The organism is Microbacterium sp. P5_E9 (assembly GCF_054049175.1).
Genome location: NZ_JBFUMV010000002.1, coordinates 84318 through 101058 on the forward strand (window position 1 = coordinate 84318; position 16741 = coordinate 101058).

Here is a 16741-nt window from a genome sequence, read left to right on the forward strand (position 1 = left end):
CAGCCGTCCGGCGACTCCCTGCGCGGCCAGACCCGTTCGCCGTGGGTAGGCTTGGCCGGGATGACCCCCGAGCTGAACCGGATCGAACCAGCCCGCCCCGGCGGCACGCCCGGCACGGGGCGTCGCATCGTGCTACTCGCCGGAGGGGTCGGCGGGTCCAACTTCGCCCTCGGGCTGCGGGCCGCGCTCGCGCCGGACGATGAGCTCACCGTGATCTGCAACACCGGCGACGACTGGTGGATCGCAGGCCTGCGCGTGCAGCCCGACATCGACTCCATGCTCTACGCCCTGGCGGGCGTCAAGGACCTCACCAAGGGCTGGGGACGAGCGGATGACTCGCTCCGCGTCTCGGGTGAGCTCGCGGCGTGGGGCGTCGGGCGGGAGTGGTTCGAGCTCGGCGACCTCGACCTCGGCGCGCACATCGCCCGGACCTCCTGGCTGCGCGCGGGCGCGACCGTCAGCGAGGCCGTCGCCCGGCTGACCGCGCGCTGGCCGCTCGGCGCCGTAATGCTTCCGATGACGGACGCCGAGGTCGACACCCAGGTCGTGCTGCCCGACGAGACGATCCACTTCCAGGAGTGGTGGACCCGCTACCGCGCGCGCCGGGAGCCGCTGGCGTTCGAGAACCCGGGCATCGCCGCGGCACGGCCCGCTCCCGGGGTGCTCGAGGCGATCGCCGCCGCCGACGCCGTCGTGATCGCCCCGTCCAACCCGATCGTCTCGATCGGCCCGATCCTCGCGGTCCCGGGCATCGCCGACGCACTCCGGCAGACGGCTGCGCCGGTCGTCGGCGTCTCGCCGATCATCGGCGGCAGGCCCGTGCGCGGGATGGCCGATGTCTGCCTGCGGGTCGCCGGTGTCGAGTGCACGGCCTCGGGTGTGGCCGCGCACTACGGCGCGCGCCGGGACGGCGGGGTGCTCGATGCCTGGCTCATCGCGGAGGAGGATCACGCGGAAGCCGCCGCGGTCGACGGTCTCGGCATCCGTTCCGCGGTCCGCCCGCTGTGGATGACGGATGCCGCGCACAGCCGTGCCCTCGGCGAGGACGTGCTCGCCGTCGCCGCGTCGGTGAACCCCCGGCGACAGAGCTCGGTGCAGCGATGACCGCCGAGCGCGTGATGACGACGATCGACACGATCGAAGAGGCCGTGCGCCTGCTCGGGGCGGACGGCGAGGAGCTCGAGCGGCTGCTCGAGCGGGCCACGCGCATGCGTGATGTGGGCCTGCAGGACGCCGGCCGGCCCGGTGTCATCACGTACTCCCGCAAGGTGTTCGTCCCGCTGACGACGTTGTGCCGGGACCGTTGCCACTACTGCATCTTCGTCGACACACCGGGGCAGCTGCTGACCAAGCGCGCGCCGATGTACATGTCGGACGAGCAGGTGCTTCAGGTCGTCCGCGCGGGTGCGGCGCACGGCTGCAAGGAGGCGCTGCTCACCCTCGGCGACCGGCCCGAGGACCGCTGGCCGCAGGCCCGCGCGTGGCTCGACGACCACGGTTTCGCCTCGACCCTCGAGTACGTGGGTCATGTCGCACGGCTGATCACGCGCGAGACCGGGCTGCTCGCCCACCTCAACCCGGGCGTGATGAGCGCCGACGAGCTGCGTGCGCTGCGCCCGACCGCTCCGTCGATGGGCATGATGCTCGAGACCACCTCGCGGGAACTGTACGAGACACCCGGCAGCGTGCACTACGGCTCGCCCGACAAGGATCCGGCGGTGCGGCTGCAGGTCATCGCCGATGCCGGGGTCGCCGACATCCCGTTCACCACCGGCATCCTGGTGGGCATCGGCGAGACGCTCCGCGACCGGGCTGAGTCGCTGTTCGCACTGCGCGACCTGCACGCCCAGCACGGCCAGATCCAAGAGGTCATCGTCCAGAACTTCCGGGCGAAGCACGCCACCGCCATGCGGGGAGCGGCGGATGCCTCGCTCCGCGAGCACATCGCGGCGGTCGCGGTGGCCCGGCTCATCATGGGTCCGCAGATGCGGATTCAGGCGCCGCCGAACCTCGCCGATTCCGAAGCCTTCGATCTGCTCGTGCGCGCCGGCATCGACGACTGGGGCGGGGTATCGCCTGTCACGGCCGACCACGTGAACCCCGAGCGGCCGTGGCCCGACCTCGACGATCTCGCGGCGCTGACCGCGGCATCCGGCTTCACCCTGCGTGAGCGTCTGACGGCGCACTCCGAGTACGTCCAGGACCCGCAACGCTGGTTCGACCCGGCGATCCGGGCGAGTGTCGCCGCGCTCGCCGACCCCGCCACGGGACTGGCCCGCGCGGATGCCGGGGCCACAACGCCCCTCGATCCCGCGCAGGGCCACCGCACGAACAGGGGCCTTACAGGGCTGGTCGGCCGCGCGCTCGAGGATCCGACGGCGCTCGACGACGCCGAGTGGGTCACGTTGCTCACCGCGAGCGGGGCCGACCTCGAAGCCGTCGTCGCCGCCGCCGATGATCTGCGGCGCTTCACGGTCGGCGAGACCGTCAGCATGGTCGTGAACCGCAACCTGGCGTCGACCGGTCTGCGCGACGAGCCCACCGGCGAGCCCGGCACCTTCGATCTCGCGGACGCGGCTGCGGTCGCCCGCGACGCGTGGGAGCTCGGCGCGACCGAGCTGTGCATCCAGGGGATGATTCCCGCCCACCTCGACCCGGCGAACTACCTCGACCTCGTCCGCGCCGTGAAGGATGCCGCGCCGGGCCTGCACCTGCACGCGTATCGCCCGCAGGATGTCGTCGACTTCGCGGATCGCTCCGGGATCTCGGTCCCCGCGGCGTTCCAGTCGCTGCGCGAGGCCGGCGTCGACACGGTGCCCGGCACCGGGGTCAAGGTGCTGAGCGAGCGGGTCCGGCAGCTCGTCGCGCCCGGCGACCTCGAGATCGACCGCTGGGTCGACACGATCGAGGCCGCCCACGATGCCGGCTTCCGCTCCACCTCCGTGCTCTTCTACGGCCACGTCGAAACGGCCGCGGAGCGCATCGCGCACCTGCGGATGCTGCGTGTCCTGCAGGATCGGCGCCAGGGCTTCACCGAGTTCGTCCCGATCCCGCTGCCCGGCTTCGGCGTACCGCTCGTGTCGGAGCGTGCTCCGGTCGATGAGCACCGGGCGATGGTGGCCGTCTCCCGGCTGCTGCTCGCCGGCAGCATCCGGCACATTCAGATCCCGTGGACCCGGCATGGCCGAGACCTCGCCATCATTCTGCTGCGCGCCGGGGGCGACGACCTCGGCGGCACCCTCCTGGACGGGCGGGTGCTGCCCGAGGCGGGCGCGGAGTTCGGGCTCGAGTTCCCGTTCGCCGAGGCGGAGCGCGCCGTCGGCCGCATCTTCCGCTCGCTGCGCCGACGCACGACCGACTACCGCGAGCCGGTTGCCCTCGAGGTGCGCGCGTGAACGGCGAACGGATCGAGGTCGTCGTCGTCGGCGCCGGGTTCGCCGGCATTGCGGCGGCGCTCGCGGCACGTTCGGCCGGCCACGAGGTCGTCGTACTCGAACGCGCCGACCGCCCCGGCGGCACCTGGCGCGAGAACACGTATCCCGGCGTGGCGTGCGATGTGCCCGCGCACCTCTACGGCCTGGCCGATCACCTCGATCCGGCCTGGTCGGCGGAGTTCGCGCCCGGCTCTGAGATCCAGGCTTATCTCGAGGGCATCGTGCAGCGCTCGGGCTTGAGCGGCATCCTCCGGCTCGACAGCCCGCTGCTGGCCGCCGGGTGGGATGACGACGAGCAGGCCTGGCGCATCGACGTCGGCGGCGACCGCCCGGTGCAGCTCCTCGCCGAGGTGCTCGTGCTCGCCTGCGGGCGCCTCACCGAACCCGCCGTCCCGCTGCTCTCTGGCCTGGACAGCTTTCCCGGGGCGATGTTCCACTCCGCCCGCTGGGACCACTCCGTGCCGCTCGACGGCGCGAAGATCGCCGTTGTCGGCTCGGGCGCGAGTGCCGTGCAGATCGTGCCTGCGCTTGTCGCGGCCGGCTCACAGGTGGTCGTTTTCCAGCGCACCCCCGCGTGGATCGTGCCGCGCGGCGGCCGCGCCTACACCGCCGAAGAGCAGGCGCGACTTGCGGCCCACCCCGAAGAACTGGCGGCGCTGCGCGAACGCCTGCATCGCGAAGGCGAGGCTCGGTACGCCTCCCGCTCGGGATCGACGGATGCCGCGGCCGAGGCATCCGGAATCGCCCTCGCGCATCTCGCGGCGCAGGTCGCCGACCCGACTCTGCGGGCGCAGCTGACCCCGCACTACGCGTTCGGGTGCAAGCGGGTGCTGCTGTCGGACGACTTCTACCCGGCGTTCGCGAGCGGTGCGGCGCAACTCGAGCCCTCCGCCCTCGCGACCGTTCACGGGCGCGAGCTCGTCTCCGAGCGCGGGATGAGCCACGGCGACTTCGACGCGATCGTCTTCGCGACGGGGTTCGAGACGGCGCGCCAGCCCTACGCGGGGCTCATCCTTGGCGAAGAGGGCGTGCTGCTCGAGCGGCACTGGGGAGAGGGTATGACGTCGTTCGGCTCGGTCGTCGTGCCGGGGTTCCCGAACCTGTTCGTGCTCAACGGGCCCAACGCGTCGCTCGGGCACACCTCATCGGTGCTGATGCTCGAGCACCAGGCGGCCTACGTCGTCCGGGCCCTTGCGCGCCGGCCCGGCCAAGGCGGCGTGCTGCGGACGCGGCCCGAGGCGGAGCGCGACTACACGCGCCTCATCGACGAGAAGGCGGCCGCGACCCCCTGGCTCACCGGCGGATGCCACAACTGGTACGTCGACGACCGTTCCGGGCGCCTCACCCTGATGTGGCCGGGCACCGCCGCGGAGTACGGCGAGTTCCTCGCCGCGGCCGACGGCTCCGAGTTCGCGGAGGCCGTCCCATTGGTGAGCCCGCACGCGGGGCACACCTCGTGACCGTCTCCGGTTTCGTTCCCGTCGCCTGGACCCTGATCATCCCGGTCAAGCGATTCACCGTCGGCAAGTCGCGCCTGCGCGCCCACACCGACAGCCAGTCCGACCGGCACGCAGCGCTGGCGCGCGCGATCGCCCTGGATACCATCGCGGCCGCTGCCGCGAGCTCCCGGGTCGAGCACATCATCGTGGTCACCGACGAGGACCTCACCGACCATCTGCCCGTCGGTGCGGTCATCGTGCCCGAGGGTGCGACAGCCGGACCGAACCCCGCCGTGCTCGAGGGAGTCACCCGGCTCGGCGCCGCGTCCGCGCGGGCCGCCTTAGTCGGGGATCTGCCCGCCCTGCGCCCCGCCGACCTCGACGAGGCGCTCGCCCTCGCCGAGGGCATCGACCGGACAGTGACCCCGGATGCCGCGGGCACCGGTTCGACGCTGGTCACGGCGCGTGCCGGTGTGGCGTGGCAGTCGGCGTTCGGGGAGGGCTCATTCGCGCGCCATGTGTCCCTGGGGTGCGTGCCGCTCCCGATCGATGCGCGCTCGACCCTGCGCCGCGATGTCGACACCCCGGACGATCTGGCCGAGGCCGACCGCCTCGGGCTGGGGGAGTGGACGCGCAGCCTGCGCCAGACCGCCAACGCCTAGCGTCTGATCACGGCCCGTACCGTAGTGCGGGCGATTTCGGCGACACGCCGGGTCGCGGCATCCGTCATCGGCGTGTCGCGGATGATCCCCGCAGTTGGGTACAGCGACCGCGTGCGGCGCCTTTTGGGGGGACCGGCGCCGGCGTGCAAGACCGCCAACGCCTAGCGTCGTCACGGCCCGTACCGTAAGTGCGGGCGATTTCGGCGACACGCCGGGTCGCGTCATCCGTCACCGGCGTGTCGTAGATGATCCCCGCAGTTCGGCACGGTGCCCTGGCCGCCGGGAGCGATCAGTGCGTGCGGTGCGCCGCGTAGTACTCCAGCAGAGCCTGGGTCGAGGCATCCTGCGCGTCGAAAGCCGCGGTGTCGCCTTCGAGCGCCGGCGCGATCTGCAGGGCGAGCTGTTTGCCGAGCTCGACACCCCACTGGTCGAACGAGTTGATGCCCCAGATCACGCCCTGCGTGAAGGTGATGTGCTCGTAGAGGGCGATGAGCTCGCCGAGCACCCGCGGAGTGAGCGCGGGGGCGAAGATCGAGGTGGTCGGGCGGTTGCCGGCGAACGTGCGGGCGGCGACGAGGGGGCCGGTCGTGCCCTCGGCCTCCACCTCGGCAGCGGTCTTGCCGAACGCGAGGGCCTTGGTCTGCGCAAGGAAGTTCGCCAGGAACAGGCCATGCACGTCGCGGCCTTCGGCAGCCAGGGGGAAGGCCGGGTTCGCGAAGGCGATGAAGTCGGCCGGGATCAGCTGGGTGCCCTGGTGGATGAGCTGGTAGAACGCGTGCTGGCCGTTCGTGCCGGGCTCGCCCCAGAAGATCTCGCCGGTGCCGGTGGTGACCGGCGTGCCGTCCCAGCGCACCGACTTGCCGTTGGACTCCATCGTGAGCTGCTGCAGGTACGCGGCGAAGCGGTGCAGCTGCTGGGCGTAGGGGAGCACGGCGTGGGTCTGCGCGCCGAGGAAGTTCGTGTACCAGACGTTGAGCAGACCCATGACGACTGGCACGTTCTCTGCCAGCGGGGTGGTGCGCACGTGCTCGTCGACGGCGTGGAAGCCGGCCAGCAGCTCGCGGAACGCGTCGGGACCGAGCGCGATCACCAGCGACAGCCCGATCGCCGAGTCGACGGAGTAGCGTCCGCCGACCCAGTCCCAGAACCCGAACGCGTTCGCCGGATCGATGCCGAAGGCGGCGACCTTGTCGAGGGCGGTCGAGACCGCGACGAAGTGGTGGGCCACGGCATCCGTCCGTGCTGACTCGTCCGCCGCGATCGCACCGACGCCTTCGAGCCCAGCCCAGAGCCAGTCACGAGCGAGGCGGGCGTTGGTGAGCGTCTCGAGCGTGGTGAAGGTCTTGGACGCGACGATGAAGAGGGTCGTCTCCGGGTCGAGATCCGCGGTCTTCAGGGCGATGTCGGCGGGGTCGATGTTGGAGACGAAGCGGGCCTGGATCCCGGCATCCGCGTAGGGCTTCAGGGCTTCGAAGATCATCGCCGGGCCGAGGTCGGAGCCCCCGATGCCGATGTTGACCACGTGGGTGACCTTCTTGCCGGTGATCCCCCGCCAGTCGCCGGAGCGGACGCGCTCGGCGAAGGCGTCCGCCGCCGCGAGCACCGCCTGCACGTCATCGTCGATCTGCTGCCCGTCGACGACGAGCGCTGGAGTGGCTCCCGGCGGCCGGCGCAGCGCGGTGTGCAGCACGGCGCGGTCCTCGGTGGTGTTGATGTGCTCGCCGGCGAGCATCGCCGCGTAGCGGTCGGCGACGCCGGTCTGCTCCGCGAGCCGCACGAGGGAGCCGAGGATCTCGTCGGTGACGAGGTTCTTCGACAGGTCGACGTGCAGGTCGCCGACCGTGAGAGTCAGTCGCCTCGCCCGGTCGGGGTCCTGCGCGAACCACGCCCGCAGGTCGGGGGCGAAGGCGGATCGGTGGGCGTCGAGCTCGGCCCAGGCGGAAGTGGCGGCGGCATCGATGGGTGCACTCACGGGTTCCACGCTAGCGCGCCGGACCCGGGGTGTCCCTTCGATGTCACCCGGCCGGGATCAGTACCAGCCGGTGGCGTTCGAGTGGCCCCAGGCGGCGCAGGGGGTTCCGTAGGATCCGCGGATGTACCCCAGGCCCCAGCGGATCTGGGTCGCCGCATTGGTCTGCCAGTCGGCGCCGGCGCTTGCCATCTTGCTGCCGGGCAGCGACTGCGGGATGCCGGTGGCACCGCTGCCGGAGTTGTAAGCCTGGTAGTTCCAGCCGGACTCGCGGTTCCAGAGCGACACGAGGCAGGAGAACTGGTCGGAGCCCCAGCCGTACTCGGCTGCGGCGATCTGCTGCGCGACAGCCTTGGCGCCCTCCGGGGTGTTCGCGGCTGCTGCGGCAGCGGCAGCAGCTGCGGCAGCCGCCTCGGCGTCGCGCTGGGCCTGGGCGGCAGCCTCTTCGGCGGCCTTCTTCGCCTGAGCGGCATCGAGCAGCTCACGCAGACTCGAGGTCTTCGCCGTCACGCGCAGCGTCTCTTCGGTGGCCTGGTCCGTCACGGCAGGCAGGAACAGGACCGGCAGCGTGTCCATGCCGGCCAGGCGGTCCATCTGCTCCCGGAGCGCCGCGGTGTCCACCGTCGTGGTCACGACGCCGACGTCGAGTCCGGATGCCGCGATGTCAGCGGTGACGGTGCTCGCTGCCGCGACCGCGACCTCCGCGGCGTCCAGGGCCGACTGCGCGTCGGCCTCGATGGTGCGCAGGGTTGCGGGTTCGGCGGTCGAAGCTGCCAGTCGCGACGCCAGGGCGGTGGAGGCGACGGCACCGGTCTCGGGGGACCGGACGTTCGCAGAGGCAGCGGCGCTCGTCAGGCCGGTCAGCGCGGCCATTCCGATGACGGCGCCGACGGCGACGGCAGATGTTGCGATCGTGCGACGGTGGAGAGTGCTGCGGGCAGAGCGGAACGGACGGGTGGAGCGCATGCGGAGGAATAGCCTTCGTGGTCTGCGGCACCGGCGACGTGCGCTGGCGTGCGCCCTTCGGGTCGGGCACGAAGTCCCGAGTCTGCAAGGCCAATCTGGACAAGTCCCAGGCGTTACCTGGAAGGTCCGTGGGAAGGGCCTTTGCGAAAATGGCTGATCAGAGGCTCGGATTTTGCATTGGAGCAGGTGGGCGGGCAAGAGTAAGGGCCGGTCGGAGAGGCTCCCGACCGGCCCTTGTCCCTTGCACCAAGAGTGTCCTGCAATCACATGCGATAGCTGCCACAGCAAAACAACTACCGTGCTTGAACTCTATAACGACCAGGTAACGGAAGGGAAGACCTTGGCGTTATCTTTTCGTGATTCTTTGCCGGTTCATCGGGTTCACCCAGGTTCGGGCCGGGTCAGCGCTCCCGCGCAGGCGTGATCAGCACCCCGCCGAAATGCGCCTCGGAATAGTCCCACTCGCGTCCATCGACCCACACCCGCGCCGAGATGCAGGGCAGCGGTTCGTGCTCGCCGTCCGGCCAGTGCAACACGAACCCGCCGCTGAACGACGCGTTCGATCCGGTCACGCGTGCGCCGTCCGCATCTACTGCGCGAGCCTCGCATTCGCCGCACAGGTATTCGGGGTACCGGTCGGATTGCACGACCTGGGCGCCGCAGTTGGGGCAGGGCTGCGTGCCGCGGGCGCCGGGGAGGAACGGACTCATCTGGACGAGTGTAGGTCAGGCCGTGCGGGCTCGCTCTTCGTCCTCGGCCGCTGACCCCGGTAGGAACAGGTCGCGTGTGATCGGACAGATTCATCGGATTCACCCAGGTTCGGGTGTCTGATCCCGCGGTACGCCGATCCCCTATCGTCGAGACATGTGGCGAACCGATGGCAACCGATACGCCGCAATCGAGGCCGCAGAGATCGCCCTTCTGAGCCCCGAGGTGCGGCGAGAAGGCGCGCGGCTAGATGAGCTGCTGCACGCCGACTTCGTCGAGATCGGACGATCGGGACGTCGCTGGACCCGAGAGGCGATACTCGAAGCTCTGCGCACCGAGGAGGATCACCCGCTTCCCGCGACGGACGACTGGCAGTACCTAGAGGTCGCGCCCGGCGTGGTGCTGGTCACCTATCGCATCCGCACGTCCGCGGGCGACAGCCGGCACTCCTCGATCTGGGACACGACCTCCGGCGCTCCGGAGATCCGGTTCCACCAGGGAACCGCGCTCCCTGACCAGTTCGAGGACCGGGAGGCGAGAAGTCGGGCTCTTCGATTGTGCGTCCTGCTGTGGGCCCGCCAAGGGCGCGAGCAGGACCTCCATCACTACGAGGATTCGGTCCTCGCCCTTCTGAGCGACCACGCCGGACGGGTGGTCGCCCGCGATCGCATTCTTGCGCAGGGTACGGACGATCCGACGGAAGTGCAGATCATCGAGTTCCGCGATCAGGATGCGATGGATGCATACCTGGGCGATCCGAGGCGGTCGGCGCTGCATGATGCCCGGGATGCCGCCCTCGCGAAGACGCAGATCCTGCGCAGCGCCTAATCATTGCGGCGCGATGCCGAGCGCCCGCACGAGATAGATCATGTGCGAGCGGATGTCGATCGACGGGTCGTAGCCCCGTTGGATCTGCAGGCCGTCCCAGCCCGCGAAGAGCAATGCCGAGACGGCGACCGGGTCGACGTCGGCAGCGACTCGGCCGTCAGCCTGCATGCGAACGAGCGCGTCGCTCATCACCAACCGGATCGCCTCGTATCGCGTCCGCAGGAACTCGTGCGCGACATGGTCGGGTTCGGTGGCCTCGCCGGTAACCCGCAGCGCGAGCTGCACCATGCCGGGGGAGGACACTTCCTCGTCGACGGCGAGGAGGATCCGCTCGACGAGATCGTCGGCGAAGTTCTGCGCCTCGGGGTTCACCTGCACGGCGACGACCTCATCGCGGTGCCTCAGGATCTCGAGGAACAGCGCGTCCTTCGAGCCGAAGTAATGCAGCAGTCCGTTCTGGCTGAGGCCCACGGCATCCGCCAGATGCTTCACCGTCGCACTGGTGTAGCCGTCGCGGGCGATGACCTCGAGCGCGACGTCGAGGATCTCGGCGCGCTTCGCCTTGCCTTTCGCGTACGGACCCCGGGTTCCCATAAATCGCATGATATGCGGTTTTGGGCTTGCGCGCACCCAATCCCGCATGACATGCTGTTTTCATCGACACGAGAGAACGCCACTGCTGGCCGTTCGGATGCCGGACATCACAGACGATGGGAATCACATGAGCAGCACCACGGTCACCGAGCCGAACCCGGCAGGGCCGAACCCGAAGGGCGACAAGGCGAGCCGCAACGTCGTCCTCGAGCCGAGCGAGCCGGGGACGTCCTCGATCTACATCAAGGGCCGCTCGTCGCGGACCTACCTGACCTGGTACACGATCCTGACGATCGCGATCACCGCGGTCTGGGGCGCGGTGGCGGGCATCCTCCTCCCGAATCACGTGCAGCTGCTCGAGGTGGGCAACTGGTTCACCGGAGCGAACGCCGGGGTCGACCTGCAGCAGCTCGCGCTGCTGCAGCAGTCCATCGACGCGGGCACGGCCACGGCGACGGCCGAGCAGGCGCAGCAGCTCGAGCTGCTCAGCGGGTTCAACGCGGCCCGCGCCCAGTCGCTCGCGATGATCAGCACGATCGGCGTGATCCTGACGATGCTCATCCAGCCGATCGTCGGCGTCTTCGCCGACCGGACCCGTACGAAGTGGGGCCGCCGCGCGCCGTGGATCCTCTTCGGCACCGTCGTCGGATCTGTGCTGCTGGTGGCGATGCGCTTCGCCCCGTCGATCGCCGTCCTCGCGATCGTGTTCATGCTCGCCCAGGCCATCCTCAACACGGCATCAGGCCCCCTGGCGACGACCGTTGCCGACCGGATGCCGGAGAACCGGCGTGGCGTCGCATCCGCGCTCGGCGGGTTCGGCAACTTCTTCGGCGGCCTCCTCGGCGGGCTGCTGGCCGGCGCGCTATTCGCCGTGATCGGCCTGGACTTCTACTTCATCATCGCCGCCTTCGTGGCGTTCTCGGGCGTCATGTTCGTGATCTTCGCCCGTGACCGCTCGTCGAAGGACCTCGACGTCGCCCCCTTCAACTGGAAGCAGTTCTTCGTCGGATTCACGATCGCGCTGCGGTCGCGCAACTTCCGTTGGGTGTGGGTCGCCCGCATCCTGCTGACCTTCGGGTACACGGTCTCGACCGCCCTCAGCCTCTACATGCTGCAGAGCTACGTGCACCCCGCCCTCAGTCAGGCCGAGGCCACCGCGATGGCGCCGCTCCTCATGCTCGCGGGCGTCCCCGTCACGATCCTCGCCGTCCTCGTCGCCGGCAAGCTGTCGGACAAGCTCGGCAAGCGCCGCATGTTCGTGATCGTGGCATCCGTCCTCATGGCGGTCTCGATGCTCATCCCGATCCTCATGCCCACCCTCGCGGGCCTGTTCATCCAGGCGATCGTCGGCGGTATCGCGTTCGGCATCTACCTCCCGGTCGACCAGGCCCTGTTCATCGACGTCCTGCCCGACCAGCGCGCCGCGGGCCGCGACCTCGGTGTCGCCGGCCTCGGCTCGAACCTCGGTCAGGCGCTCGGCCCGATCCTCGCCGGCACGGTCGTCGCCATCACCGGGGGGTACATCGGCATCTGGGTCGCCGCCGGCGTCCTCGTGCTGCTCGGCGCCGTCGCGATCATCCCCCTCAAGGGCGTCAAGTAGCGGCCCGGGGCCGATCGTGCGTCCGTACGCGACCGGCCCCGGCATCTCCCCGGCGTGCCAGCGTCACTCCCATACCCCGATCCCTGCAGAGAGCGAGCCGTCATGAACGCGCAGCCGACCGCCACCCAAGAGACCTCCCTCGTGGACGAGACCTGGAGCCTCGACTCCGACGACGAGCTGTTCCGAGAGCCGTACGTCGACATCGACGAGTGGCGCGCAGCGCCCGCCGTGCACCGCTACGTCCACGGCGGATTCCGCGGCACCGACACCCGGTTCTCGTTCTACTTCCCCGCGGCCGAGGCGTACCAGGGTCGCTTCTTCCAGCACGTGACCCCGGTTCCGCAGAGCGAGAACATCGCGCAGGAGAACCACGGGGAGTTTAACCCGATCGCCTTCTCCGTCGACAGTGGCGCGTACTTCGTCGAGACCAACGGCGGCGGTCCGGATGTCGCGAACCCGATGTCCGGCGTCGACCCGACGATCGGCGCCTACCGTGCCAGCGCCGCGGCCGCGCAGTTCTCCCGGGTGATTGCGCAGGAGCTCTTCGACGAGCACCGCCCCTACGGCTACCTCTACGGCGGCAGCGGCGGGGCGTACCGCACGATCGGTTCGTCCGAGAACACCGACGGCGTCTGGGACGGCTTCGTGCCTTACGTCCCCGGCAGCCCGATGGCGATGCCGAACGTCTTCAGCGTGCGCATGCATGCCCAGCGCATCCTCCGCGACAAGTTCCCGGCGATCGTCGAGGCCTATGACGTCGGGGGAGACCATGCGGCGCTCGAGCTGACCGCCGAGGAGCGCGATGCTCTCGACGAGGTCACGCGCATGGGCTTCCCGCCGCGATCGTGGTTCGGGTGGCGCACCATGGGCATGCACGCGTTCAGCGTGCTCTACCCGGGCGTGATGTTCATGGATCCGACCTACGCCGACGACTTCTGGACCGTCGACGGCTACCTGGGCGCCGACCCGACGGCATCGGTGCACCGCGACCGCATCCAGCTCAGCACGACGGTCGCCGAACTGATCGCCGAGACGGCGACCCGCGGCGAGGACCTCGTCGCCGGTGGCGTCGACGAGTCGTTCCTGCACACGGCCTCGGCATCGCAGGTGGTGTCGGGGCTGCGGCTCGCCGCCGCGCCCGAAGGGTGGATCCTGGGCGCCCAGCTCGCGGTGCTCTCCGGTGTCGCGGCGGGAGGCGTCATCCGCCTCTCCGGCGTCGAGGGCGACCTCGCGATCGTCGAGCCGGGCCAGGACGAAATCCTCGTCGCGCTCGCCGTCGGCGATGAGGTCGCGCTCGACAACTCGAGCTTCCTCGCCGCGCAGACTTACCACCGCCACCAGGTGCCTGGCCCCGAGTACGCGGTCTGGGACCAGTTCCGCGATGCCGATCGCGCGCCCGCGCTGCCGCAGCGCCCGATGCTGCTCGGGCCGCTGATGACTCAGGGCGCTTCCGGAACGGTGCCGTCCGGCCGGATCACCGGCAAGATGATCGTCGTCGCCTGCCTTCTGGACCGTGAGGCGTTCCCGTGGCAGGCCGACTGGTACCGCTCGCGTGTCGAGGAGCACCTGGGCGAGGCATCCGGCGACCGCTTCCGGCTCTGGTACATCGACAACGCCCTGCACGGCGACGACGACCCGCAGGAGTTCCCAGCTCGCAGCGTCGCCTACGTCGGCGCGCTCGAGGTTGCTCTGCGTCAGCTCGCGGCCTGGGTCGAGGACGGCATCGAGCCCTCGCCGACCACGGCCTACGAGGTCGTCGACGGACAGGTGGTCGTGCCGACCACCGCCGCTGCGCGGCGCGGTGTGCAGCCCGTCGCCACGCTCACCGCGAACGGCGTGCCCAGCGCGACGGTGCGTGCGGGCGAGCCTGTGGCGCTGCGCATCGAGGCCGAGGCCCCAGGCGACGGAGTGATTGTCGAGCTCCTCGAGGTGGAGACGGATGCCGACGGCACCGAGGGACTCGGCAGCAGGTTCGACCTCGCCCCGGCCGGTCGCGTGGTCGTCGAAGAACAGCGGGTGTTCACCGCTCCCGGCACGCACTTCCTCGCCGTGCGGGTCGCCGCGCAGGCCGGCGGCGACCCGGCCGATCCGCATGCTCGAGTCAGGAACATCGTTCGCGCAAGGATTACCGTCGAAGCATGACCGACGCGCGCTCGATCGTCACGACGCAGGGCTCGCGCTGCCCCTCGTTCAGCACGTTCGTCATCCCGGCCGCCTGACCGGGGCCGCCGGGGCGCAGGGCTCACACCCGAATGAGCGGCCCGGTGGCTAGGGTGATCGGGTGGGAGGCCGACCGTGAGTGATGACGTCACGCTGGGGCTGACACTCAGCGGCGGCGGGGCCTACGGGGCCGCGCACGTGGGGGTGCTGCAGGAGCTCGCGGAACGGGGCATCCGTCCCGGTATCGCCACGGGCACGAGCTCCGGCGCGCTCGTGGCCGCCGCCTACGCGGCCGGTGTGCCGCTGGAAGCGATCGCGCGGGCCGCGCTCGCGTTCCGCTGGAGTTCGATCGCGCGGATGTCGCTCACCCCGAGGCTGGGGCTGCTGGACTCCGGCGCGCTGACCGATGCCATCCACCGGGTGCTGGGCGAAGATCCGCTCATCGAGGAGCTGCCTCGACGCTTCGCGGCCGTCGCGACCGACCTTCGCACCCGCGAGGCCGTCGTGATCGACGAGGGTCCCCTCAATGTCGCGCTGCGGGCGACGATCGCCGTACCCGGCCTGCTGCCGCCGGTCCGTCGTGACGGACGGGTGCTGATGGACGGCGGGATGGTCGACAACGTGCCGGTCGCCGCGACGCGTCAGCTTGGCGCCTCGACGATCATCGTGGTGCGGCTGCACGCCAAGTGGGAGAACGTGCGCATGATGCGCGTGGTGTCCAGCACCGCCGAGCTCGACGAGGACCCGTCCGTCATCCTCATCCAGCCCGAGATGGAGGGCCTGGCGCAGTGGTCGATGGGCGACGTGCCGCACCTCATCGAGGAGGGCAGGCGCGCGGCCCGGGTTGCGCTCGATGCCGTGGGGCGGATGCCGAGGATGTGACCCGAACGTCCGGTGTGGTGGCCTCAGTTCACCGCTGAGGTGAGCCGGGCGACCCCGTCGAGGAACGTCGCCTTGGCGGGTTCGCGGTTCCACTCCTCGAGCGTGAGCTCGCGCCCCACATCCCGGTAGTGCTGCTCGACCTCGCGCATGCCCTGCACGAACGAGGACCCACGCACGAGCAGCGACGACTCCATGTTGAGGCTGAACGAGCGGATGTCCATGTTGCTCGACCCGATCACGGCGATGTCGTCGTCGATCGAGAAGTGCTTCGCGTGCAGGATGTACGGCGCCGGGTAGAGGAAGATCCGCACTCCGGCCTCGAGCAGGGCGCTGTAGTACGACCGCTGGGCGTGGTACACGAGCCCCTGGTCGCCGATCTCGGAGACGAACAGCTGCACTTCGAGACCGCGCTGGCACGCGGTCGTGATCGCGTAGACCATCGCCTCATCCGGCACGAAGTAGGGACTCGTCAGGATGACCTTCTCGGTGGCGCCGTAGATGAGCGACAGGAACAGGCGGAGGTTGTTCTCGGTGGGGTAGCCGGGACCGCTCGGCACCACCTGGCACAGCAGCGCGTCGGGCGAGGAGGAGTGGGCGACCTGCGGGGCGGGCACGTGCTCGGTGAGGCGCTCGCCCGTCTCGATGAGCCAATCCGACAGGAAGACCGTGTTCACCCCGGCGACGACGGGGCCGGTCAGGCGGGTCATGAGCTCCTGCCACATGAGGCCGCGCTTGATGTTCTTCTCGGAGTCGTAGTGCCGGGCGATGAGGTTCTGCGATCCCATGAACGCGACGCGGCCGTCGACGACGACGAGCTTGCGGTGGTTGCGCAGGTCGGGCCGCTGGTACTTGCCCTTGAACGGCATGACCGGCAGCATCCAGGCCCACTTCACGCCGATGCGGTCGAGTTCGGCGAAGGTCTCCTTGCTCTTTGCGACCTTCGCCGACGAGATGTGATCGGCGAGCAGACGCACGCTCACGCCGCGCGCGACCGCACGCTCCATCGCGGAGAAGAATCCTCTGGTGGTGTCGTCCCACCCCACGATGAAGAACTCCACGTGCACGAAGCTGGTCGCCGTGTCGATTTCGGCGGCCATCGCGTCGATCGAACCCTGGTAGTCGCCGAGGAGGGTCGCCTCGTTGCCGCGGCTCGCCGGCAGGCCGGTGAGGTCCTCGTTCTGCTGCACGACCCGCTGGAACCAGCGTGGCCAGGAGGCGTCCATGATCTCGAGGTCCGACTCGCGCACGGTCTCGCGGATGATCCCGTCGATGCGAGCCTGTTCGTCGCGTCGCTTCTTCGGCAGCCGGAAGTTGCCGATGAGCAGGTAGAACAGGATGCCGAAGAGTGGGAACAGCACGATCAGCAGCAGCCACGCCATCGCCGCGGTCGGCTTGCGCCGGCGCGGCACGTAGATCAGCGCCGCGATGACGATCACCACTTGGATCAGGAGGCCCAGCAGCCAGGCAAGGTTGGAGCCGAGTACACCGTTCACGAAGAT

The 16741-nt window shown here is 70.0% G+C and carries 13 protein-coding genes; 8 read left to right on the forward strand and 5 right to left on the reverse strand.

Translation table 11 applies throughout. From position 1 onward, the window contains the following. Window positions 1–60 precede the first annotated feature (60 nt). From cofD to cofC, 4 genes are read left to right on the forward strand one after another with little or no spacing between them, the layout of a single operon-like run. Window positions 61–1104 (forward strand): 2-phospho-L-lactate transferase, encoded by a 1044-nt coding sequence (cofD, locus tag ACXJ3V_RS03785; protein ID WP_457098929.1) that lies wholly within the window; start codon window positions 61–63, stop codon window positions 1102–1104. Beyond that, window positions 1101–3395 (forward strand): 7,8-didemethyl-8-hydroxy-5-deazariboflavin synthase CofG, encoded by a 2295-nt coding sequence (gene cofG, locus ACXJ3V_RS03790; RefSeq protein ID WP_457098930.1) that lies wholly within the window; start codon window positions 1101–1103, stop codon window positions 3393–3395. The genes cofD and cofG overlap by 4 nt, the downstream gene beginning before the upstream one ends. Further along, the gene (locus ACXJ3V_RS03795; RefSeq protein ID WP_457098931.1) at window positions 3392–4894 is read left to right on the forward strand and encodes a flavin-containing monooxygenase; all 1503 of its coding nucleotides are present in this window, start codon (window positions 3392–3394) and stop codon (window positions 4892–4894) included. The genes cofG and ACXJ3V_RS03795 overlap by 4 nt, the downstream gene beginning before the upstream one ends. Next, complete coding sequence (gene cofC / locus ACXJ3V_RS03800; protein WP_457098932.1) at window positions 4891–5535, forward strand: 2-phospho-L-lactate guanylyltransferase; 645 nt, start codon at window positions 4891–4893, stop codon at window positions 5533–5535. The genes ACXJ3V_RS03795 and cofC overlap by 4 nt, the downstream gene beginning before the upstream one ends. 289 nt (window positions 5536–5824) lie before the next feature. On the opposite strand, the gene pgi is transcribed toward cofC, so the two are convergent. The 3 genes from pgi to ACXJ3V_RS03815 all read right to left on the reverse strand — a co-directional run bounded on the left by pgi (window position 5825) and on the right by ACXJ3V_RS03815 (window position 9180). Next, the gene (gene pgi / locus ACXJ3V_RS03805) at window positions 5825–7507 is read right to left on the reverse strand and encodes a glucose-6-phosphate isomerase (protein ID WP_457098933.1); all 1683 of its coding nucleotides are present in this window, start codon (window positions 7505–7507) and stop codon (window positions 5825–5827) included. A gap of 57 nt (window positions 7508–7564) precedes the next feature. Then, window positions 7565–8470 (reverse strand): aggregation-promoting factor C-terminal-like domain-containing protein, encoded by a 906-nt coding sequence (locus tag ACXJ3V_RS03810; RefSeq protein WP_457098934.1) that lies wholly within the window; start codon window positions 8468–8470, stop codon window positions 7565–7567. A 401-nt stretch (window positions 8471–8871) separates the two neighbouring features. Continuing rightward, window positions 8872–9180, reverse strand: a complete 309-nt coding sequence (locus ACXJ3V_RS03815) for a hypothetical protein (protein ID WP_457098935.1) — start codon at window positions 9178–9180, stop codon at window positions 8872–8874. A gap of 154 nt (window positions 9181–9334) precedes the next feature. Here ACXJ3V_RS03815 and ACXJ3V_RS03820 point away from each other — a divergent pair, with 154 nt between their 5' ends. Further along, the gene (locus ACXJ3V_RS03820) at window positions 9335–10006 is read left to right on the forward strand and encodes a nuclear transport factor 2 family protein (protein ID WP_457098936.1); all 672 of its coding nucleotides are present in this window, start codon (window positions 9335–9337) and stop codon (window positions 10004–10006) included. Here the strand turns inward: ACXJ3V_RS03820 and ACXJ3V_RS03825 are convergent, their stop codons facing one another. After that, entirely contained in the window at window positions 10007–10600 is a 594-nt protein-coding gene (locus tag ACXJ3V_RS03825) for a TetR/AcrR family transcriptional regulator (protein ID WP_457098937.1), read from the reverse strand. 127 nt (window positions 10601–10727) lie between these two features. Here ACXJ3V_RS03825 and ACXJ3V_RS03830 point away from each other — a divergent pair, with 127 nt between their 5' ends. The 3 genes from ACXJ3V_RS03830 to ACXJ3V_RS03840 all read left to right on the forward strand — a co-directional run bounded on the left by ACXJ3V_RS03830 (window position 10728) and on the right by ACXJ3V_RS03840 (window position 15242). After that, complete coding sequence (locus tag ACXJ3V_RS03830; protein WP_457098938.1) at window positions 10728–12200, forward strand: MFS transporter; 1473 nt, start codon at window positions 10728–10730, stop codon at window positions 12198–12200. A 102-nt stretch (window positions 12201–12302) separates the two neighbouring features. Further along, entirely contained in the window at window positions 12303–14342 is a 2040-nt protein-coding gene (locus ACXJ3V_RS03835) for a hypothetical protein (protein ID WP_457098939.1), read from the forward strand. 153 nt (window positions 14343–14495) lie between these two features. After that, window positions 14496–15242 (forward strand): patatin-like phospholipase family protein, encoded by a 747-nt coding sequence (locus tag ACXJ3V_RS03840; RefSeq protein WP_457098940.1) that lies wholly within the window; start codon window positions 14496–14498, stop codon window positions 15240–15242. 23 nt (window positions 15243–15265) lie between these two features. Here the strand turns inward: ACXJ3V_RS03840 and cls are convergent, their stop codons facing one another. Beyond that, a complete protein-coding gene (gene cls / locus ACXJ3V_RS03845) occupies window positions 15266–16735 on the reverse strand; it encodes a cardiolipin synthase (protein ID WP_457098941.1) in 1470 nt (489 codons plus the stop codon). Window positions 16736–16741 lie beyond the last annotated feature (6 nt).

What these genes read in the sequence shown, in the direction of transcription:
- ACXJ3V_RS03830 (WP_457098938.1), top strand. Translation starts at nt 10,728, where the DNA reads ATGAGCAGCACCACGGTCACCGAGCCGAACCCGGCAGGGCCGAACCCG.
- ACXJ3V_RS03820 (WP_457098936.1), top strand. Translation starts at nt 9,335, where the DNA reads ATGTGGCGAACCGATGGCAACCGATACGCCGCAATCGAGGCCGCAGAG.
- cofD (WP_457098929.1), top strand. Translation starts at nt 61, where the DNA reads ATGACCCCCGAGCTGAACCGGATCGAACCAGCCCGCCCCGGCGGCACG.
- ACXJ3V_RS03815 (WP_457098935.1), bottom strand. Translation starts at nt 9,180, where the DNA reads ATGAGTCCGTTCCTCCCCGGCGCCCGCGGCACGCAGCCCTGCCCCAAC.
- ACXJ3V_RS03835 (WP_457098939.1), top strand. Translation starts at nt 12,303, where the DNA reads ATGAACGCGCAGCCGACCGCCACCCAAGAGACCTCCCTCGTGGACGAG.
- cofG (WP_457098930.1), top strand. Translation starts at nt 1,101, where the DNA reads ATGACCGCCGAGCGCGTGATGACGACGATCGACACGATCGAAGAGGCC.
- ACXJ3V_RS03810 (WP_457098934.1), bottom strand. Translation starts at nt 8,470, where the DNA reads ATGCGCTCCACCCGTCCGTTCCGCTCTGCCCGCAGCACTCTCCACCGT.
- ACXJ3V_RS03825 (WP_457098937.1), bottom strand. Translation starts at nt 10,600, where the DNA reads ATGGGAACCCGGGGTCCGTACGCGAAAGGCAAGGCGAAGCGCGCCGAG.